General features: G+C 64.4%; 25 protein-coding genes and 1 tRNA gene. 19 read left to right on the top strand and 7 right to left on the bottom strand.

All coding sequences use genetic code 11. From position 1 onward, the window contains the following. Positions 1-41: 41 nt before the first annotated feature. A complete protein-coding gene (locus ACFQO4_RS03715; protein ID WP_500259634.1) occupies positions 42-620 on the bottom strand; it encodes a hypothetical protein in 579 nt (192 codons plus the stop codon). Positions 621-768: 148 nt separating this feature from the next. Between ACFQO4_RS03715 and nucS the strand changes: the two genes are divergently transcribed. Beyond that, positions 769-1,530: an endonuclease NucS gene (nucS, locus tag ACFQO4_RS03710; RefSeq protein ID WP_500259633.1), complete on the top strand. Its 762-nt coding sequence runs from the start codon at positions 769-771 to the stop codon at positions 1,528-1,530. Positions 1,531-1,884: 354 nt separating this feature from the next. On the opposite strand, the gene ACFQO4_RS03705 is transcribed toward nucS, so the two are convergent. Further along, complete coding sequence (locus ACFQO4_RS03705) at positions 1,885-2,544, bottom strand: helix-turn-helix domain-containing protein (RefSeq protein WP_500259632.1); 660 nt, start codon at positions 2,542-2,544, stop codon at positions 1,885-1,887. Positions 2,545-2,965: 421 nt separating this feature from the next. Between ACFQO4_RS03705 and ACFQO4_RS03700 the strand changes: the two genes are divergently transcribed. The 3 genes from ACFQO4_RS03700 (at position 2,966) to ACFQO4_RS03690 (ending at position 4,509) form a co-directional block, all read left to right on the top strand. Next, positions 2,966-3,322 (top strand): DUF7344 domain-containing protein, encoded by a 357-nt coding sequence (locus ACFQO4_RS03700; RefSeq protein ID WP_500259631.1) that lies wholly within the window; start codon positions 2,966-2,968, stop codon positions 3,320-3,322. Next, a complete protein-coding gene (locus tag ACFQO4_RS03695; protein WP_500259630.1) occupies positions 3,319-3,612 on the top strand; it encodes a HalOD1 output domain-containing protein in 294 nt (97 codons plus the stop codon). Before ACFQO4_RS03700 ends, ACFQO4_RS03695 begins: the two co-directional genes overlap by 4 nt. A 315-nt stretch (positions 3,613-3,927) precedes the next feature. Further along, positions 3,928-4,509 (top strand): NUDIX domain-containing protein, encoded by a 582-nt coding sequence (locus ACFQO4_RS03690; protein WP_500259629.1) that lies wholly within the window; start codon positions 3,928-3,930, stop codon positions 4,507-4,509. 6 nt (positions 4,510-4,515) lie between these two features. Here the strand turns inward: ACFQO4_RS03690 and ACFQO4_RS03685 are convergent, their stop codons facing one another. Then, positions 4,516-4,710, bottom strand: a complete 195-nt coding sequence (locus ACFQO4_RS03685; RefSeq protein ID WP_253433691.1) for a DUF5800 family protein — start codon at positions 4,708-4,710, stop codon at positions 4,516-4,518. 236 nt (positions 4,711-4,946) lie between these two features. Between ACFQO4_RS03685 and ACFQO4_RS03680 the strand changes: the two genes are divergently transcribed. The 5 genes from ACFQO4_RS03680 to ACFQO4_RS03660 all read left to right on the top strand — a co-directional run bounded on the left by ACFQO4_RS03680 (position 4,947) and on the right by ACFQO4_RS03660 (position 10,503). After that, positions 4,947-5,801, top strand: coding sequence for a polymer-forming cytoskeletal protein (locus ACFQO4_RS03680; RefSeq protein ID WP_500259628.1), 855 nt, complete (start codon positions 4,947-4,949; stop codon positions 5,799-5,801). Between the two features lie 218 nt (positions 5,802-6,019). Beyond that, on the top strand, positions 6,020-6,883 hold the full coding sequence (locus tag ACFQO4_RS03675) for an electron transfer flavoprotein subunit beta/FixA family protein (protein WP_500259627.1): 864 nt from the start codon (positions 6,020-6,022) through the stop codon (positions 6,881-6,883). Between the two features lie 2 nt (positions 6,884-6,885). Beyond that, entirely contained in the window at positions 6,886-8,469 is a 1,584-nt protein-coding gene (locus ACFQO4_RS03670) for an electron transfer flavoprotein subunit alpha/FixB family protein (protein ID WP_500259626.1), read from the top strand. Then, entirely contained in the window at positions 8,466-10,142 is a 1,677-nt protein-coding gene (locus ACFQO4_RS03665) for an NAD(P)-binding protein (protein ID WP_500259625.1), read from the top strand. Before ACFQO4_RS03670 ends, ACFQO4_RS03665 begins: the two co-directional genes overlap by 4 nt. A 4-nt stretch (positions 10,143-10,146) precedes the next feature. Continuing rightward, entirely contained in the window at positions 10,147-10,503 is a 357-nt protein-coding gene (locus tag ACFQO4_RS03660) for a DUF8055 family protein (RefSeq protein WP_500259624.1), read from the top strand. Between the two features lie 128 nt (positions 10,504-10,631). Here ACFQO4_RS03660 and ACFQO4_RS03655 read toward each other — a convergent pair whose 3' ends face one another. Next, on the bottom strand, positions 10,632-11,072 hold the full coding sequence (locus tag ACFQO4_RS03655; protein WP_500259623.1) for a hypothetical protein: 441 nt from the start codon (positions 11,070-11,072) through the stop codon (positions 10,632-10,634). Between the two features lie 194 nt (positions 11,073-11,266). Between ACFQO4_RS03655 and ACFQO4_RS03650 the strand changes: the two genes are divergently transcribed. From ACFQO4_RS03650 to ACFQO4_RS03640, 3 genes are all read left to right on the top strand, one after another. Continuing rightward, the gene (locus ACFQO4_RS03650) at positions 11,267-11,998 is read left to right on the top strand and encodes a GNAT family N-acetyltransferase (protein ID WP_500259622.1); all 732 of its coding nucleotides are present in this window, start codon (positions 11,267-11,269) and stop codon (positions 11,996-11,998) included. Positions 11,999-12,074: 76 nt separating this feature from the next. Next, a complete protein-coding gene (locus tag ACFQO4_RS03645) occupies positions 12,075-13,256 on the top strand; it encodes a redox-regulated ATPase YchF (RefSeq protein ID WP_500259621.1) in 1,182 nt (393 codons plus the stop codon). 81 nt (positions 13,257-13,337) lie between these two features. Beyond that, on the top strand, positions 13,338-13,802 hold the full coding sequence (locus tag ACFQO4_RS03640) for an ester cyclase (RefSeq protein WP_500259620.1): 465 nt from the start codon (positions 13,338-13,340) through the stop codon (positions 13,800-13,802). Positions 13,803-13,874: 72 nt separating this feature from the next. Here the strand turns inward: ACFQO4_RS03640 and ACFQO4_RS03635 are convergent, their stop codons facing one another. After that, positions 13,875-14,090: a hypothetical protein gene (locus ACFQO4_RS03635; RefSeq protein ID WP_500259619.1), complete on the bottom strand. Its 216-nt coding sequence runs from the start codon at positions 14,088-14,090 to the stop codon at positions 13,875-13,877. A gap of 78 nt (positions 14,091-14,168) precedes the next feature. Here ACFQO4_RS03635 and ACFQO4_RS03630 point away from each other — a divergent pair, with 78 nt between their 5' ends. The 6 genes from ACFQO4_RS03630 (at position 14,169) to ACFQO4_RS03605 (ending at position 19,090) form a co-directional block, all read left to right on the top strand. Further along, the gene (locus ACFQO4_RS03630; protein ID WP_500259618.1) at positions 14,169-14,936 is read left to right on the top strand and encodes a hypothetical protein; all 768 of its coding nucleotides are present in this window, start codon (positions 14,169-14,171) and stop codon (positions 14,934-14,936) included. A gap of 30 nt (positions 14,937-14,966) precedes the next feature. After that, a tRNA-Ser gene (locus ACFQO4_RS03625) sits at positions 14,967-15,048 on the top strand. Positions 15,049-15,367: 319 nt separating this feature from the next. After that, positions 15,368-16,180: an enoyl-CoA hydratase/isomerase family protein gene (locus ACFQO4_RS03620; protein WP_500259617.1), complete on the top strand. Its 813-nt coding sequence runs from the start codon at positions 15,368-15,370 to the stop codon at positions 16,178-16,180. Positions 16,181-16,236: 56 nt separating this feature from the next. Further along, positions 16,237-17,241, top strand: coding sequence for a D-2-hydroxyacid dehydrogenase (locus ACFQO4_RS03615; protein ID WP_500259616.1), 1,005 nt, complete (start codon positions 16,237-16,239; stop codon positions 17,239-17,241). Between the two features lie 74 nt (positions 17,242-17,315). Next, positions 17,316-18,014: an MBL fold metallo-hydrolase gene (locus tag ACFQO4_RS03610; protein ID WP_500259615.1), complete on the top strand. Its 699-nt coding sequence runs from the start codon at positions 17,316-17,318 to the stop codon at positions 18,012-18,014. 77 nt (positions 18,015-18,091) lie between these two features. Then, positions 18,092-19,090: a DUF8108 domain-containing protein gene (locus ACFQO4_RS03605; RefSeq protein WP_500259614.1), complete on the top strand. Its 999-nt coding sequence runs from the start codon at positions 18,092-18,094 to the stop codon at positions 19,088-19,090. A 3-nt stretch (positions 19,091-19,093) separates the two neighbouring features. Here the strand turns inward: ACFQO4_RS03605 and ACFQO4_RS03600 are convergent, their stop codons facing one another. Beyond that, positions 19,094-20,182 (bottom strand): DNA topoisomerase IV subunit A, encoded by a 1,089-nt coding sequence (locus ACFQO4_RS03600; protein WP_500259613.1) that lies wholly within the window; start codon positions 20,180-20,182, stop codon positions 19,094-19,096. After that, positions 20,179-22,677 (bottom strand): DNA topoisomerase VI subunit B, encoded by a 2,499-nt coding sequence (locus tag ACFQO4_RS03595; RefSeq protein ID WP_500259612.1) that lies wholly within the window; start codon positions 22,675-22,677, stop codon positions 20,179-20,181. The genes ACFQO4_RS03600 and ACFQO4_RS03595 overlap by 4 nt, the downstream gene beginning before the upstream one ends. A gap of 271 nt (positions 22,678-22,948) precedes the next feature. On the opposite strand from ACFQO4_RS03595, the gene gyrB reads away from it, so the two are divergent. Then, positions 22,949-24,880: a DNA topoisomerase (ATP-hydrolyzing) subunit B gene (gyrB, locus tag ACFQO4_RS03590; protein WP_500259611.1), complete on the top strand. Its 1,932-nt coding sequence runs from the start codon at positions 22,949-22,951 to the stop codon at positions 24,878-24,880. Positions 24,881-24,927 lie beyond the last annotated feature (47 nt).

Here is a 24,927-nt window from a genome sequence, read left to right as displayed (position 1 = left end):
GTTACGGTCGGTCTACGACGATAGACGCGTTCAGTACGCAATCAGGACGAGTTTTCGGACGAGTTTTCCTGCTGGTCCTGTTGCCCTTGCTGTGCCTGCTGGCTCTGGACTTCTGCGAACCGACCGCCAGGCAAGAGCGCGCTCACGGCGTCGTCCTCGAGCGTGGCGACGAGCGGGCCGTCGTCACCCTCGAGCAGGAGCAACCCGTACTCGCCGATGCTGCCGGCGACGGAGAGCCCCTCGGCGTCGGCGGCGTATGATTCGAAGTCGGTGACGGCTTCGATCGTGAGCTCTAGCTGTCGTTGTTGCAACTGGGCCTGGGCTTCCTCCTGGCTGATCTCGTCGTCCTGTATTTTCGTCCCGAGTTCCTGCCGGAGGGCCGCGAGTTCGGCCTGCCCTTCCTCGCTCGGCTCGACGACCGCGGCGATGCCGTCTTCGGGGTCGATCGTCGGCTCCTTGTTCGAGTACTCGGTGTCGTTCGAGTCGCCGGTGTCTTCCGTCTCGTTGCCGTCTGCCGGCGAGTCGTCCTGGGAGCGAAGTTGACTGCAACCAGCCAGCGAGGCGAGACCGGCTACGCCGGTCGCCTGGAGGACCCGTCGTCGATTGGGGGCAGCATCCATCGTGCCTTAGCGTCGAGGCCTGGCCGCCAATAAGCCTTGGCTATCGCGTGACGGAGCCCCGTTCCGGGCGGTTTTTACTCGTTCGAGTCCTGGATCGACACGTGCACGCTCCCCGCCGAAAGCATCTGTCCGAACAACCAACCTCTCCATGACGACCGACGGGGACCCCCACTCCGTGACGCGACGATCCCCCGTCACCAGTCTCGAGACCCCTTCCCTTGCAACCGCTCGAGACGCCGTCCAGCGCGGCCTCGAGGACGGCGCGCTCGTGACCGTCTTCGGGCGCTGTACGGTCGACTACGAGGGCCGGGCGGCCAGCCGACTCGAGGCCGGCGACCGTCACGTCATGCTCAAGCCCGACGGCGCCGCGCTGGTCCACACGGCGGAGGGCCAGCAGCCGGTCAACTGGCAGCCGCCGGGGTGTGAACACGCCGTCCGGGTCACAGATGGGGCGCTCGTCCTCCACAGCACGCGCTCGACCCCCGCGGAAGAACTCGTCGTCACCGTCGAGGACGTCCTCCAGGTTTCGACGTTCGCGATGTCCGACCCCGACTCGGTTGCCGTGATCGGCACCGAGGCCGACCTTCGTGATCGCATCCTCGAGGATCCCGCCCTGCTCGAGCCCGGGTTCACGCCGCTGGCCACCGAGCGCGAGACGCCCGCCGGTGCCGTGGACATCTACGGAGAGGACGACGCGGGACGCACGGTGGTCGTCGAACTCAAGCGACGACGCGTCGGCCCGGACGCCGTCGGCCAACTCCGCCGATACGTCGACGCCCTCTCTCGCGACCTCCACACCGAGGCCGAGTTACGGGGTATCCTCGTCGCACCCTCGGTAACCGATCGGGCGGGGCGGCTCCTCGAGCAACACGGCCTCGAGTTCGTCGCGCTCGAGCCGACGGTTGACTGATTCGGTTACACCGATAGCGAATACCTAGTCACTGTTGCAACCCAGTCCCCAGAGACGGTTTTGTGTGAAAGACTTGCTCAGTAGCTCACTCATCCGTCAATTCAGTTCTCACGGAAACCCGTAGTACTCGTCTTTTCGACGGCCTGAAACTCGGTTGATCCGCATTGACACCCGTTTCTCGCCCCGATCGGTTGCGCCGTTCCGTCAGGCCATTGCTTCGCAGCATAGGCAGATCCGCAATTGAGACACGTGACGGCTGTCCGTTTGCTCTTTCCATTGGGCATGAGTTATTCTTTCTTCAACAGGTAACGCCGTCAGTACTACTTTTGGATATACAATGTCTTTTTAAATAGGTCATCGATTCGACTCCACCGTTTCGGGGAGGGTACTCTCGAGAATGTGCTTCATCCCTCGGCGGAGTCGAGACGCGATGGCCTGCTGAGAGATGCCGAGTTCGTCGCCAAGTTCTTCCATCGTCACTTCGCGCGGGGATTCGAAGTACCCCCGCTCGTGGGCGAGTACCAGCGTGTCTTGCTGCGTGTCAGTGAGTGCTGCCGCGGTTTCGGTTTCGACCGGCGTCAGTGCGTGCAGTTCCGTCAGCGTGACCGGGATTTCTAACTCTCGACAGCGAGAGTGAAAGGTTGCAAGATCGCTTCGAGTATCCCCGCGAAGGTCGAACGTCCACTGCTGGTTCGTGCCGGTCGCTTTGATGAGCGGAACCCCGGTCTCGGTTAGTACGCTCAGCACGTCGTCGTATTCGAGTGACCACTCGACACGCAGGAGATACTCGTCCTCGACGGAATCGACGAGCTGGAGTTGCTTCACCCCTGGGTGGGCAGAAAACGCCCTCTCAATGTCTTCAACTTCCGTTCCTCGAACCCAGAAGTAGGGGATCACCACGTCCTGTGAAGGGATCAGTCGCTCCAGTTCGACCGTCACGTCCGGGAGTTGTGCGAACACGGTGCCGAGGGGGAACTGATCGGATGGAACGGTAAAGGTCGCCTCAGTCGCCATGACTCGAACGATGTCACACTGATTGTAAAACTCTTCCATGGAACAATGTGGCAGGGGGACGAACGACTCCGTTAATCCGCTTTGATCGGGCTCTATCTGCTGGCTACACGCTTTGAGTTCAGCAGAGTAGACCGAAAACTCGAATCCTATCAGGATTAGCATGCGTGATTCAGCGGATGAGTTCAGTGCGGCGGCTTCGTTTGTTTCCCGCGAAACCGGAGAACCACCCGCTCACTACACGTCCGTACAAGCAGCAACCGGGTTCTCACAGCAGGCAATTGCCTCTCAATGCCGGCGAGGGACCCGGAGAACCTCGGCAAATCCCTCTCTGCGTTGGAGGCCTGAGCCCGAAGCTATAAAAGGAAGTTGTATATCCAAAATGAAGTCTCACGTGGAGCGGTCTCTTCAAGTCGAGTACACCATGTTCACGGAAACCGACTCCTCGCCAATGATTCCCAGAAGAGATACGCTCCTCCTCGCGCTCGCCAATCGGCACTCTCGTTTTGTCATCGAGTACTTCAAAGACGCGCCCGAAGACCACGCCACCGTCGATGACATCGCAACCGCGTTCGCCCGGCGTGACCACGCAGACGAGACGCAGGTTGCAATCCGGCTCCACCACGCTGCACTCCCCAAACTGGACGACGCTGGACTCGTTGACTACGACAGGCGGACCAAAACGGTCCGATATCACGGTCACTCGCAACTCGAACAGGTAGCGGAGCGCTTCTCCGAGTCCGGTTCCCCCAAATGCCATGGAGGAGTGAGTAGTACATGACGCAAGACAACCCCAGGCAAACGAGCAAGGCACGGGAAAGGTACACCCCTGATCAGGACCGGTCGTTGACCGAAGCGGTGCTCGACGCCATCGAGGACTATAAGGGAGAAGACCTCCTGCGAGCGGATTTCGTCCTCTACGAGGACATAGACCCTGACGCTCTCAATTCCCTCTTTCGCCCCGATGCACAGTCGAGAACGACCGTGACGATCGGCACCGACGGGGTCACAGTCGAACTCTGGGGGAATGGCGGGGTCGAGATTCGCGTCACGGACCGATCAGTTGACTAAGTGTCCGAGGTTGGTCTCGAATGCTCTATTGAAAATGCAGAACGGAAGCCGGGTGAGTAGATTTTGAGTCAAACAACCACTCATATCTGTCGAGAAGAAAAGTAATTTTCTCGCCTACATTAACGAAGCGCGGCTCCATCAAACTCATCGCCATCTATAGAAGCAATACTGGCGGATATAAATTTTTGACCCAAGGGTGCAAAATACCTTGATGATTGAAAATTGCAAAACCAATACAGAATAATCCAGGCCGAATAATTCATCAAAAACGATCCGACGGAAGCATTACGGCGATACAAAATGACACGTATTGCCATGAATCAGCCTCCGTCGTACTGTCCCTACTGCGGGTCGCAAGTCGAGGCCGTCGATTCGCCGATGCACTCGAGCGTCGAGACGCCGATGGTCTACCGCTGCGAGTCGTGCGAGGACTACGTCTTCTACAACCCCACGCCCGGCGGGAGCACTGTCGTCGTGGACGGCGACGCCCTGCTTCTCGTGGAGGACTTTCGCGCCTCCGGGGAGTGGAAACTGCCGTCCGGTCGAATCGAACTCGGCGAATCGATGCGGGAGGGCGTCGCCCGCGAACTCGAGGAGGAAACCGGGCTCGTCGTCGATCCCGACGATCTAGTCTACGTCCACGACGAAGCGGGGGAGCCGGTTCCGGACCAGCACATGGTCAACGTCGAGTACGCCGTCCCCCGGTCGAAGACGAGCGGGACGCTCGAGGCCGGGTCGGACGCGACAGACGCCCGTTTTTTCACCCCTGACGAGTTCGAGTCCTCGACGTCCGTCCTCCGGGAGTCGCACGTGGATCGGTTCGGTGACGAGAGTCTGCCGTGGCTCCTGGAGGCGGCCAAATCGGCACTCGAGCTGCAGTCGAACGCCTCGCGCTAATCTGGTTCAGATGATGTCCGCGATGCGCCGGGGCTCGCCCTGGAGATTCGGCTGTTCGGCCACCATTTGCAACACCTCGTGGTCGGTCACCTCGGGGTAGGGTTTCCCGACGGCTTCCTCGATGAGGGCGCGTTCGAGGCGAAACTCGGTTCCTTCGTAGACGACGTCGACGCCAGCATCATCGAACGCGAGCGTGGTCATACCGCCATCGAAGCGACGCGCGAGCAAAAAAGATGCGAACCGCGGGGCATCCGTCCCCGCGACGTCGTCAACGTTTGGCGCTAGTACTCTCCAAGCGTCGACTGACGAGTGAAACCGGATGACCGTCATCGGTTTCATCCATCAGTTCAGGCTTGGGAAAGCACTAGAGGCCCTGTCTGCCGCCCGTCAGACGTTCGCGCGGGGTTTATTACCCGGGGGTCACATTGGCTCAGAGTGTGGCGTTCAGTAGCGATCCGCTCGACGAACTCGTCGTGCCGACGGGGACGGAAGCCGAGGAGCACGACCTCGTAACCGGCGGCGACGTGCTGGTCGGCGGTCGGTCGACGGTCGAGTTCGGCGTTCGCGGGCGAAACGTTCTCGCCGGCGAAGGCGCCAAGTTCGGCGGATCGATCGAGGCCGAGGGGGACTGTCGGCTCGACATGTGGTGTGAAGTAGCCGACAACGTTCTCGTCGGCGAGGACGCCTACCTCGGCGAGCGCGTTCACGTCGGCGGCGAACTCAAGGTCGCGGGCGACCTCGACATCGGCGACGACGTCGACATCGAAGAGGGCTTCGAGGCCAACGGCTGGATCGTCATCCGCAACCCGATGCCGACGATCATCTTCCTGTTCATGTACCTCAAACACCTCCTCCTGATCGGCGAGGAGGACGCCGCTCAGCAACTCATCTCCGAGGTTGTCGACGACGACGCCGAACCCGAGACGGAACCACTCGTCATCCCGCGGAACGCGACCGTCAGCGACGATGCCTGGCGGGTCTCGACGCCAGCCCGAATCGGCGACGACTGCCGCCTCCACGGGAACGTCCGCGCGGAGTCGATTTCGGTCGGGACCAAAGGCAACGTCTTCGGCAGCCTGCGGGCTCGAGGCGACATCGCGGTCGGCGAAGGAACCCGTATCCACGGCGACGTGACGACGCGCGACGGCGCCGTCGCGCTCGGTCCCGACGTTCGTGTGCTGGGCGACGTGTCCTGTTCGGACCTCGAGCTCGGCCCCGATGCAGAGGTCGACGGCTCGATTCGGGCCAGCGGCGAAATCACGATGCGGACGACGGAGCGCGATCTCGAGTAGCGCGCTCGAGCGACGTCGGTGGCTCGGAAATATCGTTCTGACGACCATAGTGTGACGCCTCGAGCACGTGCTACCGCCGCGTCCGTCGGAAAAATCGGTTCGTGGGTCGAAAAAAACCGCTACGTCAGCGGATTTCACCACCATTCTTAATAACACCTGTTGTGATGGAACGTACTAGGCATGATACGAACAACCATACCACGTCAGTGGAGGCGAGTATGCGATCGGTAGTGCTGACGAAAGGCGTCCCGGACTTCTCTGAGGGGGCCGTCTCGTTCGACGAGGACGGCCACCTCGAGCGGGGGAAGACGCCGACGGTGATGAACCCGAACGACTATTTCGCACTCCAGGCCGCCCTGCAGACGAAGGTCCGTCACGGCGGCCACGTCACCGGGATGAGTATGGGGCCGCCGAGTTACGCGAGCGTCCTCGAGGAGGCGATGGGGTCGGTCTACGCCGACGACAGTATCCTGCTCTCGGACCGGGAACTCGCAGCGTCGGACACGTGGGCGACCGCGATCACGCTCTCGGCGGGAATCGAGAAGTACCAGGAGGAGATCGCGGACGTCGATCTGGTGTTCGCGGGCTTCAAGACGGCCGATGGGGAGACGGGTCACACCGGCCCGCAGACCACCTGGTGTCTCGACTGGCCGATCGTCACGCACGTCCTGGCGCTGGACATCGACCCCGACGAGCGGACGCTGCGAGTGAAACGCCTCGTCGAGGGCGACGTCGACGAGATCGAGACGGTCGAGGCGCCCTTGCCGTGTGTCGTCATCGCCGATCCGGAGTTCGAGCCGACTTACCGGAAGGCGGCTCATCGCCTCGAGCACAAGCGACTCCGCGCCGAGACCCAGGAGCGGGTGGCCGACCACGAGGAGGAACTGACGACCTGGAACCATCAGGATCTCAACCTCGATCCGGACTACATCGGGCTGGACGGCTCGCCCACCATCGTCTCCTCGGTCGACCCGATTCCGAAGGCTCCCTCCGAGCGGGAGGCCACGATGGTCGATCCGAGCGACGACGACGGGATGGGACAGGTCCTCGAAGAACTGCAGCCGTTTGCGACGGGTGACTGATCATGACACTGGATCCGGACGAGTACACGGTAGGCGAATTGCGCGACGAACTGGACGCGGTCGACGACCTCGAGACGGTCCAGTCGGTTCTCGAGGCCGAACAGACCGGGCAGAACCGGAAGACGGCCCGCGAGGTGATCGAGCGACGGCTCGAGGTACTCGGCGAGGACGCCGGGACTGAAACCGACGATGAGACGGAAGGCGAGTACGAGGAGACGCGGGAAGACGTCGGCGAGGACGCCGAAGGAGAGGAAGTAGAGACCGAGTCGAAGTCCGACGAGACGACTGAGGCAGTGGAAGAAGCGGATGCCGAGGACGAAGCGGCAGACGAAGACGAGGAGGAAGAAGACGACGGACTCTCCCACCCCACTCGAGACAAAAAGCACGTCCGCGCGCTCCAGGGAGGCACCTACCGCGACATGTGGGTGTTCTGTGAAACCCAGCAGGGCGAACTGCTCGACGTCTCGAAGGAGATGCTCGGGAAGGCCCGCGAGCTGATGGACGACTACGCCGAGGAGTACGAGGAAGAGAACGTCGTCGCCTTCCTCATGGGCGACGACTGCCGGGACCTGGCCGAGGAGGCCATCGCCTACGGGGCCGACGTCGCCGTCTACCACGAGGACGACCGTCTCGAGCGTTTCCTGCACACGCCGTTCACCCGGATCACGGCGCACATGGCCCGCGGGCAGGGGAGCGAGGAGAGCACCGACTGGCGCGACTACGACGAACCGCGCTACGCCCTCTACCCGGCGACGAACAACGGGCGTGACCTCTCGGCGCTCGTCCAGGGCGAACTCGACTCGGGGCTGGCTTCTGACTGTTCGGACCTCTTCATCGAACCCGAGGAGATTTCGAACCCGGTCAAGACCGGCGAACCCGGCGTCAAGAAGACGTTCGACCGCGTCCTCCACATGAAGCGCCCGGATTTCTCGGGCTTCGAGTACTCGACGATCCTCTGTCTGGACAACCCCGACCGGGACTTCCACCCGCAAGGGGCGTCCGTGATTCCGGGTACGTTCGACGTCCCCGAGCCCGATTACGACCGCGAGGGGCTCGTCGTCGAACACGAGATGGAGCTCGAGGACGAGTGGTTCAGCGTCGAGATTACCGAACACGACACCCTCGAGGGCGGCGTCGACCTCACGGGTTACGAGGTCGTCGTCTGTCTCGGACGCGGTATCAGCGACGACCCAACTCTCGGGATGGAACTCGGCCTCGAGTTGGCCGACGCCTTCGAGGACGCCGCCCTGGGAATCACCCGGGGCATCGTCACCTCGTCCTACCAGTTCGAGGGCCACGTCGAGCAGTACTCGAAGGAAGAGCGCCAGATCGGCGAGACGGGGCAGGTCGTCGCACCGCCGCTGTACATCGCCGCCGGCGTCTCCGGTGCGGTCCAGCACAAAGTCGGCATGGACGAGTCGGACACCATCGTCGCCATCAACACCGATCCGGAGGCGACGATCAGGGACTTCAGCGACTACTTCATCGAGGGCGACCTCTTCGACGTGCTGCCGCGGCTCACCGAGGCGGTGAAGTCCGGGGAGTTGCCCATGGAGGCCGCTGCCGACGGAGGTGAAAGCAAATGACAGAGAGCGACTACGAACACTACGAAGCCGTCGTCGTCGGCTGTGGCCCCGGCGGGGCGGCCGCGGCGGCGCGACTGGCTCAGCACGGCATCGAGACGCTCGTCCTGGAGCGGGGAGTCGAGGCCGGCTCGAAGAACGTCTCCGGCGGTCTCATCTACGCCGAGGAGTCCGCGCCGTACACGATCGACGACTTCTTCCCGAACTTCCGGGAGGAAGCAGCCGAACGGCCGATCACCGACTACGAGATCCACAACATCGCCGGCCGGAAGGTCAAGTCCTACGACCTGACCGACCTCCACGAGCACGACACCGAGTGGTGTGACGCCGTCCTCCGGCGTCGGATGGACGGCTGGCTCGAGGACCGGGTCCACGAACTGACGAGCGAAACCGGGGGCGGGTTGTTGACCGACGTACGCGTCAACGGCCTCCTGCGGGAAAACGGCGAGATCGTGGGCGTCACCTGCGACGAACTCGATCCCATCACGGCTGACTTCATCGTCGCCGCCGACGGGGTCAACTCCGAACTGGCACGCGACGCTGGCCTGATGGACTGGGAGGAGCCCGACGAGTGGTTCCAGGGCGTCAAGGCGGTCGTCGAGATGGATCCCGAAGTCATCAACGACCGCTTCGACATCGAGGAGGGCGAGGGAGTCGCCCACCTCTTCTCGGGCGACCTCTTCGACGACGTCCGCGGCGGCGGCTTCCTCTACACCAACGAGGACACCCTCTCGATCGGGACCGTCTTCCACCTGGACAGCCTCGTGGCCGAGCAGGCCGAGCCGCACGAATTGCTCGACGCCCTGCTCACGCACCCGCTGCTCGCCCAGTGGCTCGACGAGGAGTACGTCGAACTCGAGTACGGCGCGAAACTCGTCCCCGACTCGAAGAAGGTTGCCAACCGCGAGCCCTACAGCGACCGGCTCGTGCTCGTCGGCGACGCGGGCGGCCAGATGCAGGCCCAGGGGCCGATCATCAAGGGGATGAACCACGCCGTCACCGCGGGTGCGCTCGCGGCCGACGCCCACGCGGTCACCCGCGGAAACGCCGACGCCGAGTCGGCCGGGCGACGGTACACGACGATGCTCGAGCAGTCGGGTACGATGGGCAAGCTCCGTCCGCGGCGCTACGAGATGACGAGCCCCGTCGGCGAGCACGGTCTCGTGACGCGAGCGATCGAAGGCGTCCTCGACTCGCCGGTCGGCTCTGCCGCCGTCGGGAATCGGCTCTCGAATCGGCTGCTCGAGAAGGCCTACAACTCCCCGACCCTCGTCGGGATGCTGCCGGACACGGAGACGGGCTACACCACCCTGCCGTCGATCATCGGGGAAAAGCAGGGGCGGACGATCCACTGGGACAACGAGGTCGAACCGCCGACGCTGGAAGAGCGCATCGGCGACCTGACCTACGACACGGACGTCGGCAATCCGCACATCCGACTGCGCGACAACTCTGTCGAGGCCAGCGGCGCCGCGGTCTACGCCTGCCCGGTCAGCGCCGAGGACTTCGGTGGCGGCTGTTACCGCTCGGAAACCGTCAAGACCAACGGGGGCGAGGAGACGGTCGTCAGCCTCGACACCCAGCCCTGCGTCGAGTGTGGCACCTGTGCCGTCGTCGCCGACACCGAGTGGGAACACCCCCGCGGCGGGAAGGGTGTCGAGTTCCGGCAGGGATAGCCGAATGAGTCGGTACGGTCCCCGGATCGCCGCCCTCGAGCGCCGGGCCGAACGCGATCGCGAGGCGTTCGATCCGGCGGCTGCCACGGTCGCAGACGGACGGCAGTACCTTCGGGACGGGGCCGGACAGGCGATCTGGCTCTACGTCGAGGCGCGAACGGGTGGTCGAATGGTCCCGTTTTCGGAACCGGAGTTGACTGCCCTGCGGACGTCGATGAACGGCTGGCTCGAGCTATACGCCCGCTGTCACGGCGTCGAACTCGAGGCCGAGTTTACCGTTCGCGAAGCCGCAGAAGTGTTGCTCGAGACGCGAAACATCTTCGACACGGCGCAGTTGTTGACGCGGGTTCCGGAGCGGTAAGGGGGCCACCGTTCGAATCGACCGTGAAACCACTATAGCGGAGTCAGGAGGCCGACCCACGCTCCACTATTGGGTCTGGGATCGTCAGGAACGGACAACTGCCAAAGAAGCGGTTCGCTCCCCGTCCGTTACGGGAATCGCGTGACGACCGTCGCCGACTCAGCCGTCTCCTCGAGCACGCGGTGGGCGTAGAAGGCCACGGAGAAGTCCTGCGGGGAGGGGATCGAACACGCCAGCCAGCCGACGAGGACGGCGGCGACGGCCGGATGCGAACTCGGGAACGCGGTTGCGAGGACCAGCGCGGGCACCGCGAGCACGAACGGGATCATTGCCGCGGTCCGAAGCTGCCAGGGGGGTTCGTCCCCGGTCGGCCGGGGGTGTACGGCCGCCCAGGGACAGCTCGCCAGGGCGGCGAGGACGCCGTCGCGTCGGTCGGGGAAGTACACGACGTCGTAGTCGATGCCGGCGAGTCGAAGCACCAGGGCGTGGGCCCACTCGTGGGCGACAAGGCCGAGCAGTACCGTTATCGGGAGGGCGATTCCAGCAACCAGTAGATCGATTCCGTTCATTCGTCGTTTGCGCTCGTATCGGTCTCTCACGAACGGGTTATCAATCCGTCGGTCCGATCGACTCGCGCACTCGAGGATTCGAGTCGGGGGAGAAACCGTTCGGGGTGGATAGTTTGCGACTTGAAGTAGGCACCACTCGACGATGCGACCGACCGTGAACAACGGTTAAGTATACTGGTGCGTTATAGCATGCCATGACGTTCGCTGAAGAGATCGAATTCGGGCACGAGGACCGCAAGCGAATCTACGAGTACGTCGAGCGCCACGGGGCGGTCGACCCCGACGACGCTCAGGAGCGCCTTCGGATCGATCCCGGCGGTTTCCGCCACCACGTCGCCATCCTCAAACGCGACGGCCGGCTCGAGGACCGCAACGGTCGCCTGCAGGTAGCGATCGACGCGGGTGCCGAAGAGGAGTATCAGAGCGACGACCTCGAGTTCCACATTCGTCCCGCTCGCCAGGACGACCTCGCGGGAATCGTCGGCGCGATTCGACAGGTCGCCGAAGAGCGAACCTACATCGTCGCCGAGAGCGTCGCCGACGAGGTCGACCACCAGAACGCCCTGCTCCGGCACAACGAAATCGAGTCCCGGATGTTCTTCGTCGCGACCGTCGGCGACGAGGTCGTCGGCTGGGTCCACCTCCACGCGCCCGAACTCGAGAAACTGAGCCACACGGCCGAACTCACGGTCGGCGTCATCGAGGAGTATCGCGGGAACGGGATCGGCTCACATCTCCTCTCGCGCGGGCTCGAGTGGGCCGGCGCCAATGCCTACGAGAAAGTGTACAACAGCGTCCCCTCGAGCAACGAGGATGCCATCGCGTTCCTCGAGAGACACGGCTGGGAGGTCGAAGCGATTCGCGAGGATCACTACAAACTCGAGGGCGAGTACGTCGACGAAGTGATGATGGCCCTCGAGCTGTAGCGCCGCTCTCGTCTGGACGCCTCGAGCGAACTCGGAGAACCGAAAGACAGTTTTCCCGATCCCGGCAACGGACAGTATGCTCTCGATCGCACTTGCCGGGAAGCCCAACGCCGGCAAGTCCACGTTCTACACCGCGGCGACGATGGCCGACGTCGACGTCGCGAACTACCCGTTCACCACGATCGACGCCAATCGCGGGGTCAGCTACGTCCGCACCGAGTGCCCCTGTCTCGAGCGCGACGAACGGTGCACCAGCGACGACTGCCACGACGGCAAGCGCTACGTTCCCATCGAGCTGCTCGACGTCGCGGGACTCGTGCCGGGTGCCCACGAGGGGAAGGGGCTGGGCAACCAGTTCCTCGACGAACTGACCAACGCCGACGTGATCGTCAACGTGATCGACGCCTCCGGCGGGACCAACGAGAAGGGCGAACCCGTCGACGTCGGGAGCCACGACCCGTTCGAGGACATCGACTTCGTCGAGACGGAGATGGATATGTGGCTCGCCGGCATCGTCGAGCGCAACTGGGAGAGCGTCGAGCGCAAGTCCCGCTCGCCCGACTTCGACCTCGACGAGGTACTGGGGGACATGATGTCGGGCTTCGGCGCCTCTCCCACCGACATCGCCCGAATTCTGCGCGAACTCGAGTACCCCGCCGACCCGATCCAGTGGACCGACGACGACCGTGAAGCGCTCGCGACCGAGATCCGCCAGCGGACCAAGCCGATCGTCGTCGCGGCGAACAAGATCGACATCGCACCCGAGGAGAACGTCGACCGGCTACTCGACCTCGACAAACCCGTCATTCCGACGTCGGCGGAGGGCGAGCGCGCGCTCCGGAACGCGGCTGAGGGCGGGCTGATCGATTACGACCCGGGTGACGAGGACTTCGAGATCACCGGCGACGTCAGCGACGCCCAGCGCGAGGCCCTCGAGGGGCTTCAGGAGACGATGGCTCGCTGGGACGGCACGGGCGTCCAGGCCGCGTTAGACTACGCGGTCTACGAGTTGCTCGACCACCTCACCGCCTACCCGGTTCAGGACGCCGCGAAGTGGTCCGATGGGAGCGGGAACGTGCTCCCCGACGCGTTCCTCCTGCCACAGGGGTCGACGCCGGTCGACCTGGCGTACTCCGTTCACTCCGACATCGGTGACGGCTACCTCCACGCGGTCGACGCCCGTAGTTCGAGGGAAATCAGCGACAGCTACGAACTCGAGGAAGGCGACGTGATCAAGATCGTCTCGACGGCGTCCTGACCGGTCGATGGCGTGACCCGTAGAAAACTCTGAGACGCACGTTATACGTACTCGAGTCCTATATCGTGTGGTGAGCTAGCTATGAGCACTACAACAGAGAACAAGGAGATCGTTCGCCGGTACTACGAAGAAGCTTTCAACGAGGGCCGAACCGACCTGCTCGAGGAGCTAATTGCCGAGAACGTCGTCAACCACGACCCGGTCTCGGACGAGACGCTCACGCCCGAGGAGTCCAGGGGGTTCGAGGGGTTCGTCCGCCACGTTGAGGCCGCCCACGAGGCGTTCGACGGCGCGACGGTGACGATCGAGGACATGGTCGCCGAAGGCGATACCGTCGCGGTTCGATTCACGTTCGCGGGCACGCACGAGGGGCGGTTCGCTGGATTCGACCCCACGGGCGAGCGGCTCGAGGGTTCGAACATGGTCTTCATGCGACTCGGGGACGGGATGATCGTCGAGCGCTGGGAGGAGTCGGACAGCCTGGACGCCCTCCGACAACTCGGCATCGTCTCCTCGCCAGAGGATCTCGAGCCGGCGCCGGTGTGAGTGTCTCGACATTCGATTTTTGCGCGACTCGGGTCCGGTAGTGCTCGGGCGTGTACCCGGACCTCAGTTCTGTCACCAGTACGGGCTGCTGAGCCAGCGGTCCGACCGCGCGCCCAGGACGAACAGTGCGAAGACGAACGCGAAGGCGACGACGAGGGCGCCTGCCGTCGGGAGCAGGTACTCGGTGTACGACTCGACCACGTAGGTGTCCACGACGGTCCAGAGCGCGGCCGCGACCAGGCCGGCGGTCACGAGCGGAACTCCGAGACCGGAGACGACGCGATGCATGGCCGACACGACGCTCGAGAGCCGTATATAGGTTGAGGCTTCGACGGCTTCAAGGCCGCGGCGGCCCCCGTTTCGGGTATGATCGTCGTCGTTCCCGTCGACCCGCCGCACGAAGCGCTGGCGCCCGACTCGTTGCTCGAGTACGACTCGTTCGCGGCCGCGGACTGGCCGGCGTACTATCGGGCGATGGTCGCCGACGTCGTGAACGCCGTCGCCTCGAGCGGTGGCGACCTGCTGATCAACTACCGCGACGAGGAGACCCTGCCCGACGACGTGGCCGTCGAGGACCCCGAGGCGGCCGTTCGGGCGATGGTGCTCGAGGCTCTCGGGGATATCGAGAGCCTCGACGGGGACGCCGAAGTCACTGACGGCGCCGAAGCCGTCCGATTCGAGCGCCAGGTCGGCTCGACGCGAGCGGCCCGCGTCGGCAACACAGTGGCCCACCTCCTCGAGCGCGAGGAGGTCCAGAGCGTCGGGGTGCTCGAGCCGACGGCACCCCTCGTCGGACGGACGGAAATCGACGGCGTGGCGATGTCGCTACGCCGGAACGAGGTCGTCCTCGGCCCCTCCCAGGGCGGGGACGTGTACCTGGCGGCGTTCACGGAACCGATCGACTTCACGGACGCCTTCGCGGAGCCGGCGGTGTCGACGCTGACGGCTCGAGCGAACGACGCTGGCCTGGGGGTCGGGTTCGCGCCGCGAGTGCCGACGGTGACGGATCGTCGAGGGCTCGTCGGGACGGCAGCCGAGGCACGAGCTCGTCGGCTGGCAGGTCGAGTTGCGCCGGAGCGGACGCTTTCGGCTCTCGAGGGTGACACCGACACCGACACCGACAACGCTTTTTGAGTCGGTCGAAAAGGACGACGTGCAACTCGAGGTGAGGTGGCAGAGCGGCCCAACGCGCCTGCCTTGAAAGCAGGTGGCGCAAGCCTCATGGGTTCAAATCCCATCCTCACCGCTTCTGCGTCGAACGGACGTGAGGAGCGGAGCGTGAACGCTGGGATTGGAATCAGAGAGGTCGCGCACAGCAAGCGACGCGAGCGAGCACGTCCGACCGTGGTTCAAATCTCACTCTCAGCCGTCCGTAAATACACTGCCCGAACGAACGCGCGGACATCGCTACCCAGCCTCGAAGAGCGAGACCGCCGATCCTCGGTCTTCACCTCGAGCCACTCCCTGAATTTACCGCGTTTCCCGTGTACGCTCGGGTATGAGCCTCGAGGAAGACGACGCGACGATCACGCACTTTTTTCTCGGTCTCGAGCCTCGAGAAGGGTATGACCGGGAACGATACCGACGTGGACACCGACACGGACGCGATTCGCCTCGAGCGCGACGACGGAATCGCGACGATCACCGTCGACAGACCGGAGCGTCACAACGCGATGGACGAGACGGTGGCCAGAACGCTCGCCGAGACGGTGACACAGGCCGCGGAAGACGACGCGGTCCGGTGTCTCGTGCTCACTGGTACTGGCGCCGTATTCAACACGGGTGCGGACCTCTCGACGTTCGAGGGCGACGAGACGGACGCCGAGCGCCTCGAGGCCATCGCGACGCCCCTCCATGAGACCGTCTCGACGCTCGTCTCGGCGCCGAAACCGGTCGTGACGGGGATCAACGGGGTCGTCGCCGGCGGCGGACTCGGACTCGCCCTCGCGGGTGACGTCGTCCTCACCGCCGAAGACGCCCGGTTCGAGTACGCCTACCCGAAGATCGGCCTCTCGGGCGACGGCGGGGCAACGTGGCTGCTGCCGCGACTCGTCGGCCGCCGGACGGCCCAGCAGATCGCTTTCCTGGACGAACCGATCGACGCCGGGGAGGCCGTCGAACTGGGACTGGCGACCGAAGCCGTCGCGTCCGAGCGGTTCGACGACCGCCTCGAGGCCGTCGCCTCGGAACTCGCGAGCGGCCCGACGAAGGCTTACGCGGAGATCAAACGGCTGTTTGCGGCCGCCTCGACGAACGGGCTCGAGGCTCACCTCGAGGAAGAACAGGAACGAATTACCGATCTGGCGTCGACGGCCGATTACGCGGCGGGGTTGCGCGGGTTCCTCGAGAAGGAGTCGCCGACGTTCAGGGGGGAGTGATCGAGGCAGCCTGAGTCGACCACAGGTTCAAGAGGAATCGACGTGAGGGTAGCGATATGACCGAGACGGACAGCGGTCGGAGCGGCGAGGACCTCTCGATACTGGTCCTCCGCAAGGGAACGCACGGAACCCCCATCGGAGAGTACGCGAACGCACTGCGAGAACGCGTTTCGAACCCGGACGTCGAGATCACCGTCGCCAGCACGCCAGCTGAAGAACGGGAGGCCATCCGGAACGCCGAGATCGTCACCGGGATGACGATCGACGAGTCTCTCCTCGAGCACGCCGAGAACCTGGAGTTGTTCGCTTGCGCCTACGCGGGTACCGGTCACCTGCCCCTCGAAACTCTCGAGGAGATGGACGTCACGGTGACGAACGCGTCGGGCGTCCACGGGCCCAACATCGGCGAACACGTCCTGGGGGCGATCCTCTGGTTCACTCGCCGGTTCCACGTCGCGGCCCGTCGCCAGCGTCGCCGCGAGTGGCGCCACTACCAGGCTCACGAGCTGCAGGGCTCGACGGTGACGGTCGTCGGCCTCGGTGCGATCGGTCGATCCGTCTGTGCTCGACTCGAGCCGTTCGGCGTCGACGTCCAGGGCGTTCGCTACACGCCTGAAAAGGGCGGGCCGGCGGACGAAATCTACGGCTTCGACGCGGACGACTTCCACGACGCCCTCTCCCGGACCGACTACCTCGTACTGGCGTGTCCGCTCACCGACGAGACCCGGGGACTGGTCGACGAGGCGGCGTTCGACACCCTCCCGCCGAACGCGGTGGTGATCAACGTCGCCCGCGGCCCCGTCGTCGACACCGACGCACTCGTCTCGGCGCTCCGGCGCAACGGCATCCGCGGGGCTTCCCTCGACGTCACGGATCCCGAACCCCTGCCCGAGGATCACCCGCTGTGGACGCTCGAGAACGTCCAGATCACCCCGCACAACTCGGGGCACACGCCGAAGTACTACGACCGTCTGGCCGACATCGTCGCCGAGAACGTCGAACGCGTGCTCGAGTCGGGGTCGTACGAGGACCTCGAGAACCAGGTGCTGCCCCGGTCGTAGCGAGTCGTCGGGACCGGGGCGTCAGTATCGACCGCAGCGACAACCCTTTTCGACTCGCTGGCCGAAAGGCCGCTATGACCGTCACGTTCGACTCGCTTCGCATCGACTGGCACGGTTACGCGACCGTCCGCCTCGAGGGCGAGACCGGCACCGTCGTCTACCTCGATCCCGGCCGATACGGCGTCCTCGACGACGTCGAACCGAAAGATGGCGACCTGGTTCTCGTGAGCCACGACCATCACTACGACCCCGATGGCATCCGGCGTGTCGCACACGAGGACGCCATCGTCGTGGTTCACGAGGCCGTCGACGCCGACGAAATAGACCGCGTCGACGAACAACCCGAGGCCCTCCCCTACGAGGTCGAACGCGTCCGGGAGGACGAGTCGTTCGTCCTCGGCCCGCTCGACCTCTTCACGACGCCCGCGTACAACGAGCCGGACGGTCCCTACACTCGCGACGACGGCACGCCCTACCACCCCGAGGGCGAGGGCTGTGGCTTCGGCGTGACGATCGACGGCATCTGTGCGTTCTGGACCGGCGACAGCGACGTCCTCCCCGTTCACGAGCGACTCGACGTCGACCTCTTGCTCCCGCCGATCGGCGGCAGTTACACGATGGATCGCCACGACGTCGCCGACCTCGCCGAGACGATCCGTCCCGATCTCGTCCTCCCGATCCACTACGACACGTTCGAGGCGGTCGAGACCGACGCCGACGCGTTCGTGCTCGACGTGGCGAGACGTGCAGTTCCGGTCGTTCTCGACGAGTGATCGTCACGTCGAGGCGAGCCTCAGAATAACCTATAAGTTCCACAATAATTACGTCGCGCGGCCCGTACTCATCGGTGATGGACGAGACTCGAGCCTCGAGTCGGTTCTGTGAATCCTGCGGGAGTTGCCTCTCCCGGCGAGCGAACTTCTGTGGCCAGTGCGGGACGGCCGTCGACGGCGACGTCGGCGGTTCCAGCCGGGATCGAGCGACTTCGAGCGGAGCCGTGACCGAACTGCTGCAGTGGGCCGTTCGCTCGCGGGGGTCGTCCGGCCCGCGGTCAACTGCGACCCCCGACCAGCGAGCACGACTCCGCCGCCGCGTCCGACGACACGTTGAAGACGGCTGGCGAGTCGAGGACCGAACGGACGACAGCGCGACCCTCGTGCGACGGAGCCTCGGCTCCACGCGAACCCACCTGCTGATCGCGGCGATCACGGTCTGGTGGACGATGGGACTCGCGAACGCGATTTACGCAGCGATCTGTTACTTCGACCGAACAGAGCGGACAGTCCTTCACGCCGACGATTCACCGTCGGTGGATTCGCCCGCTCGCGAGCGAGCGAGTCCGTCCGCTCGAGCGGGAAACGAACCGACACGACGCTCGAGGTGGCTCTCGACGTTCGTGTCACTCGCCCTCCTCACACTCGGGCTCTGGGTCGTCGCCTCGAGCGCGAGTCTCGGCGGGTTCCTGGTCGGCGCGCTCGCTCTCGGTACTGGAATCGTCGTTTCGCCGCCAGCCAGGAGCCGTCTCGAGCGTCGAAAACCGATCACGACGAACGGCCGGACGAGGTCGATCGAGGAGCGGAGCGTCCACGCCCCCGAAAAACGCTGCACGGGCTGTCTCGAGCCGGTCGTCGACGGCGTCGAACGAACCTACCGACAGGAACTGGTCGTCGCCGGCGTTCCGATCGTCACCACGAACGCGGGCTCGAACTGCTACTGCGACCGCTGTGCCTACGCCGATCCCTCCGCCGGTTCGATCCGTGACGCGCTCGAGATGGACGACGGATTCGAAGCGGACGACGAACTGGCGACCGAAGCGACGGAACCGGACGCAGAAATGAAAACGTCCTGATAATCAGATAACGCCCATTTCCTCGAGTCGCTCCGGCAGGTACGTGTCCGTCACGAAGTCCAGGCCGCGCGAGGCGAGCGCCTGCTGCTCGGCCTTCTTCCCGATCTCGAGTTGCAGTTCGATCTGTTCTTTCCAGTAGTCGGTCTGGAACCGGGGATCGGTGAGTTCGTTCTCGAGGGCGTTGACGTCCGAGTCCGAGAGCGGGTCGGTCGGGAGGTCGTACTCGACGATATCGGCGGGCTGGATGCCGATGAACTGCGCTTCGGGCGTCGCCAGGTACTCAGAGAGGTGGGCGGACTTGATCGAGCCGTAGGCGACTGAGCCGAAGATGCGGTACGACCACGGGTCGCCGTCGGTAAAGACCGTCACCGGAAGCTCGAGTTCGTCGTGGAGCCGTTTGGTGATTCGACGGGTCGCTCGAGCGGGCTGGCCCTTGAGGTGGACGATGAGCGCGCCGTACTCGTCGTCGAAGCCGTTCTCGACGAGTCGGTCGCGCATTCCGCCGGTCTCCACGCAGAGGATGAACTCGGCATCGCTGTCGAGGAACTCGATCGTGTCGGGGTTGTTCGGAATCTGGTAGCCGCCCTCGCCGACGTCCTCCTGGCAGTGGATGTCGCGCTCGCCCCGGCGGGTCTGCTCGCGCAGGTACAGCGGCCCCATGATCGTCGCTCCCGACTCCTCGGGGCGCATGTGGAAGTCCTCACGGGTGACCGCGCTCACGATTTCGAGGTCCTCGACGAGCTGGTTGGACTCGTCCTGGTCGTTGAACTGGGCCTCCTCGTTGTCCCAGCTTTCCGAGAGGTAGTAGAGTTCACGCAGGGTCGAAGAGCGATCCTCCTCGAGCTGGTTCGCGAGGAACTCGATGGTGTACACCGCCTTCAGGAGCTTCCGGGCGCCGCGAACCGAATTGGCGCTCCGGGTCGAGGTTCGGTCGCCGTAGACCCAGACGTTGGCCTCCTCGTCGAGTTCGATGTTGCTCTTCGATCGGGTCGGGACCTCCATGTGGGGAATCTCGCCCAGTTCGAACTGGTCGTAGAACTGAGCGGCGAGGTCGATCAACTGTTCTCTGGCCTGTGATTCGTCCGTGCTCATGATGTGATCGTCAGTTTTTCCGCGTCGACGCCTTTGACGTCGATGTCGAACGTCGCCTCGCTCGAGACTTCGTACTCAAGGGTCGCTTCGTCGCCACCGGGGACGTCCGCTTCCCAGGAGATAAACCACTCGCCGTCCATCTCGACGGCCGAGGCGCCGTCGGAGAGGTTCCGCGGTTCTGCGGAGACGATGTCGGTTATCTCGAGGGTCTCGCTCGTGCTCGAGTGGTTCTCGACGACGAGTTTGACCGTCGATGCGTCGCCGTCACCGCCGCCGTCGCGGTCGCCACCCCCCAGGTGGCGCTCGACCAGGACGTTGTTCATGATCCGCGCCACGGCGTCGTCGATGTCGGGCTGGTCGCGCCCCGTCACTTCGGCGACCTTCTCGGCCATCTCCGGGAGGATCTTGCCCAGGACGTTCTGCTTCTTCCGGCGCTTTTGCATCGAGCGCCGTTTGTTGAGGTAGCGCTTGAGTTCGCGGGCGGCCTCCCGGATGGCGAGTTCGATCTCGTCTTCGATCTCGGGAACGTTCGCGATGGCGTCTTTGGACTCGCTCGTGAAGGGGACGTTCGTCGAGGCGACGTGGACCATGATCACGGCGGGCCCGGTTGGTATCCCGGACCCCCCGGGCTGGTCGAGGCCGTAGTTGCGCCAGCCGATGCTCTTGACGACGTCGGTGGTCGCACAGGCGCCGCGCTGGTAGACCAGCGGTACCCGGTTCGCGAACCGGAGGACGTCGGCTGTGCCCTCGGCCGGGAGGTCGCCGCCGTAGGCGATGCCGGCCTCGACGATGAACGGGTCGCCGCCGGAGACGCCCGCGTCGCGGGTCGCCGCCGCGTAGAAGTCCGCGTCGAACTCCTTTTTCAGCCCGGCCTCGACCAGGTCGGCCGTGATCGGCGAGAGACACCGCGTCGGCGGCGCCATGATGTTCGTCGCGCGCATTCCCTCGACGAGGTCGCTGGCGGCGTCCCGGTCGCTCGCGAGTTCGCGAACGAGCGGCGTGTCGTCCGGAACGGTCACCATTACGTCCCAGACCGCTTCGACGACGTTCTCGCGGGCAGTCTCGCCGAACGCCACGTCGTCGTACTCCTCGGTCAGGTCCGCGGCCCGGTCGACGGCCGACTCGAGGGCCTTCCGGGTGAGCCGATGGCGGTCGTCCTCGAGGTCCTCGAACGTGCCGGCCAGACGGACGGCGAAGGCGTGGACGACTTCGTCGTCCTTCCGGGTGCTCGTGGCGTCGTCGCTGAGTTCGTAGAGGTCGGCGACGATTCGGGAGACGTCTTCCGGGGTCGTGGCGTCTGCGCCTTCTTGGTCGTCCTGATCGTCCTCCTCGTCCGCCTCGTCGTGCCCGACGAGTGCGGCCCACGCAGACTCGAGGGCCTTCTCGCGAACGGTCGATCCGAACGTCGTGCCGTACTCGTCACCGACTTCGTCGGCGACCTCCTCGACGACCGTCGACAGTTCGTGGTGGGCGATGCGGTCCCGGCTCGAGACGGCGTCGGCGATTCCCTCGGCGAAATCGGTCGTCGCTTTGGCCCCTTTGTTCGCCGTGGAGTTCTCGACGGCGGCGGCGACGTCTGCGGCCTCGTGGCTCGCTGGCGGCTTCCAGGCCATCTCGCGGCCGAAGTGGCGGTCGCGGAACTCGTCGATGATCGAATCCGCGGTCTTCTTGCCGACGCGGGTGAACTCCTCCTGGAGGAACCCAGAGACGGAGTGGGAGTCCGTCGCGGCGAGCATCTTGATCACCGTTCCCAGTTCGACTCCGTGGGGGTGAGGACGAATCTCCTCGGTCTCCTCGGGGAGCTGGTCGGTGGCGCGCTCGAACTTGAAGTGGGCCGTGGGCTCGCGCAATTCGAGGCGGGCGTGGGGGTTGACGACCGCGGTGTGTTTGATGTAGTCGTGGAGCTGGGCGCGAGCGCGCATGTTGGCCTCCATCTCGAGTTCGATCCGGGTACCGTGGGGACGGTCCCAGGTGGTCGTCTCCGCGACGCTGATCTCGGGTTCGTTCTCGTCTGTGTCGACGATCAACTCGAAGTACTCGGCCTCGCTCGAGCCCTGGGTTCGGCTGGTGATCTTCGCGGGTTTGCCGCTCGTCAGCTGGGAGTAGAGTACTGCCGCGGAGATACCGATCCCTTGCTGACCGCGCGACTGTTCGCGGGCGTGGAAACGAGAGCCGTAGAGGAGTTTCCCGAAGACCTTCGGGAGCGATTCTTTCGTGATTCCCGGTCCGTTGTCCTCGACGATCAGGCGATAATAGTCGTCGGCTTCCTGGATCTCGACGTAGATATCGGGGAGAATGCTGGACTCTTCGGCGGCGTCGAGAGCGTTGTCGACGGCCTCCTTGACGGCCGTGACGAGCCCGCGAGCACCGCTGTCGAAGCCCAGCATGTGCTTGTTCTTTTCGAAGAACTCGGCGATGGAGATCGCTCGCTGGTTGTCAGCGAGTTCCTCGGCGATCCCCGGCTCGTCGCCGAGTGTCGACTGTAGCGACGTCATCGTCGTTCTGTTGTAGCGGCGGGGGTAAAAGGTGTGCGTTACCGTAGTGAAAGTGATCGAGGCTCGAGGCGGCCGGTGCCTGGTCTCTTCGTGCGTTCCGTTCGCGGTTGTTTCTGCGCACCCGAGGCGAGCAGCTCGACGAGTCGTACTCGACTCGAGGCGTAGGTGAATACTCGTGTGTCGCATACGTGACAGTCGGCCGAAATCCGCGCGCTCGCGCGCGTACGTGACTTTTATTACCCTCCGACCACTACCCGCAATCAGGTTTTGTATGTCTCAAGATAGCGAGTACGGCGCCGGACAAATCCAGGTCTTAGAGGGCCTGGAAGCGGTCCAAAAGCGACCGGCGATGTACATCGGTTCGACGGATACGCGGGGACTCCACCACCTCGTCTACGAGGTCGTGGACAACTCCATCGACGAGGCGTTGGCCGGCCACTGCGACGACATCACCGTGACCATCCACGAGGACGGCGCGGTGAGCGTCGCCGACGACGGCCGCGGCATCCCTGTCGACACCCACGAGGAGTACGACCGCCCGGCCCTCGAGGTCATTCTCACCGTCCTCCACGCCGGCGGGAAGTTCGACAACAAGTCCTACCAGGTCTCCGGTGGGCTCCACGGCGTCGGCGTCTCCGTCGTCAACGCCCTCTCGGAACGCTTCGAGGTGACCGTCAAACGCGACGGCGGCGTCTTCACTCACGCGTTCGAGAACGGCGAGCCACAGGGGGACATGGAGCGAGTACGCGACCTCGAACCCGGCGAGGAAACGGGTACCCAGATCACCTTCTGGCCCGACGGCGACATCTTCGAGACGACCGAGTTCTCCTTCTCGACGCTCTCGAACCGGCTTCGCGAACTCGCGTTTCTGAACTCCGGCGTTCGGATCACGCTTCGGGACGAACGCGAGACGGACGACGAGGGGCAGCCAGTCGAGGACACCTACGTCTACGACGGCGGGATACGCGAGTTCGTCGAGTACCTCAATGAAACACGCTCTGCCCTCCACGACGACGTCATCTACTTCGAGGACGACGCCCAGAACATCCAGGTCGAGGTGGCGATGCAGGCCACCGAGGAACTCCAGGGCTCGATTCACGCCTTCGCCAACAACATCAACACGCGCGAGGGCGGGACCCACCTGACCGGGTTCAAGACCGCCCTCACCCGCGTGGTCAACGACTACGGGAGCGAGAACGGCCTGCTCTCGGACCTCGAGGAGAACCTCCGCGGCGACGACATCCGCGAAGGGCTCACCGCGGTCATCTCGATCAAACACCCCGATCCGCAGTTCGAGGGGCAGACGAAGACGAAACTCGGCAATTCGGAGGTTCGGGGCATCGTCGAGAGCGCGATGCACGACGGTCTCTCTACCTACTTCGAGGAACACCCCGACTCGGCCCAGGCCATCGTGATGAAGGCCGTCGAGGCCGCGAAGGCCCGCAAGGCCGCGAAGAAGGCAGAAGAGCTCACGCGGCGAAAGTCCGCCCTCGAGTCCACTTCCCTCCCCGGCAAACTCGCGGACTGTCAGACCAAAGATCCCGACGAAGCCGAACTGTTCATCGCGGAGGGTGACTCCGCGGGCGGCAGCGCGAAACAGGCCCGAAATCCGGAGTTCCAGGCCGTCCTCCCCATCAAGGGGAAGATCCTCAACGTCGAGAAGCACCGACTGGATCGCATCCTCGAGAACGAGGAGATCCGGAACATGATCACCGCCATCGGCGCGGGGATCGGCGAGGAGTTCGACATCGACAACATCCGGTACAAGAAGATCATCATGGCGACCGACGCCGACGTCGACGGAGCCCACATCCGGACGCTGCTGCTGACGTTCTTCTACCGGCACATGCGCCCGCTGCTCGAGGGTGGCTACGTCTACGCGACCCAGCCGCCGCTGTACCGCATCCGGTATCGCGGGAATACTTACGACGCGATGACCGACGCCGAGCGCGACGAGATCGTCGCGGAGAAGTGCAACGGCAACCCGACGCAGGTCCAGCGCTTCAAGGGGCTCGGCGAGATGAACCCCGAACAACTCTGGAGTACGACGATGAATCCGGACAACCGCATCCTCAAGCAGATCGCCGTCGAGGACGCGGCGGCAGCCGATCGCATGTTCTCTGTGCTGATGGGCGACGCCGTCGAACCCCGAAAGCAGTTCATCAAGGACCACGCCCCCGAGGCAGAGTGGATCGACATCTAATAGCGCCATGTACGCAGCCACACACCGACTGACGACGATGCAGCCAC

It is taken from the genome of Saliphagus sp. GCM10025334 (assembly GCF_042663485.1).
Classification (GTDB): Archaea; Halobacteriota; Halobacteria; order Halobacteriales; family Natrialbaceae; genus Natronosalvus.
This window is presented reverse-complemented; position numbering and strand designations above follow the sequence as displayed.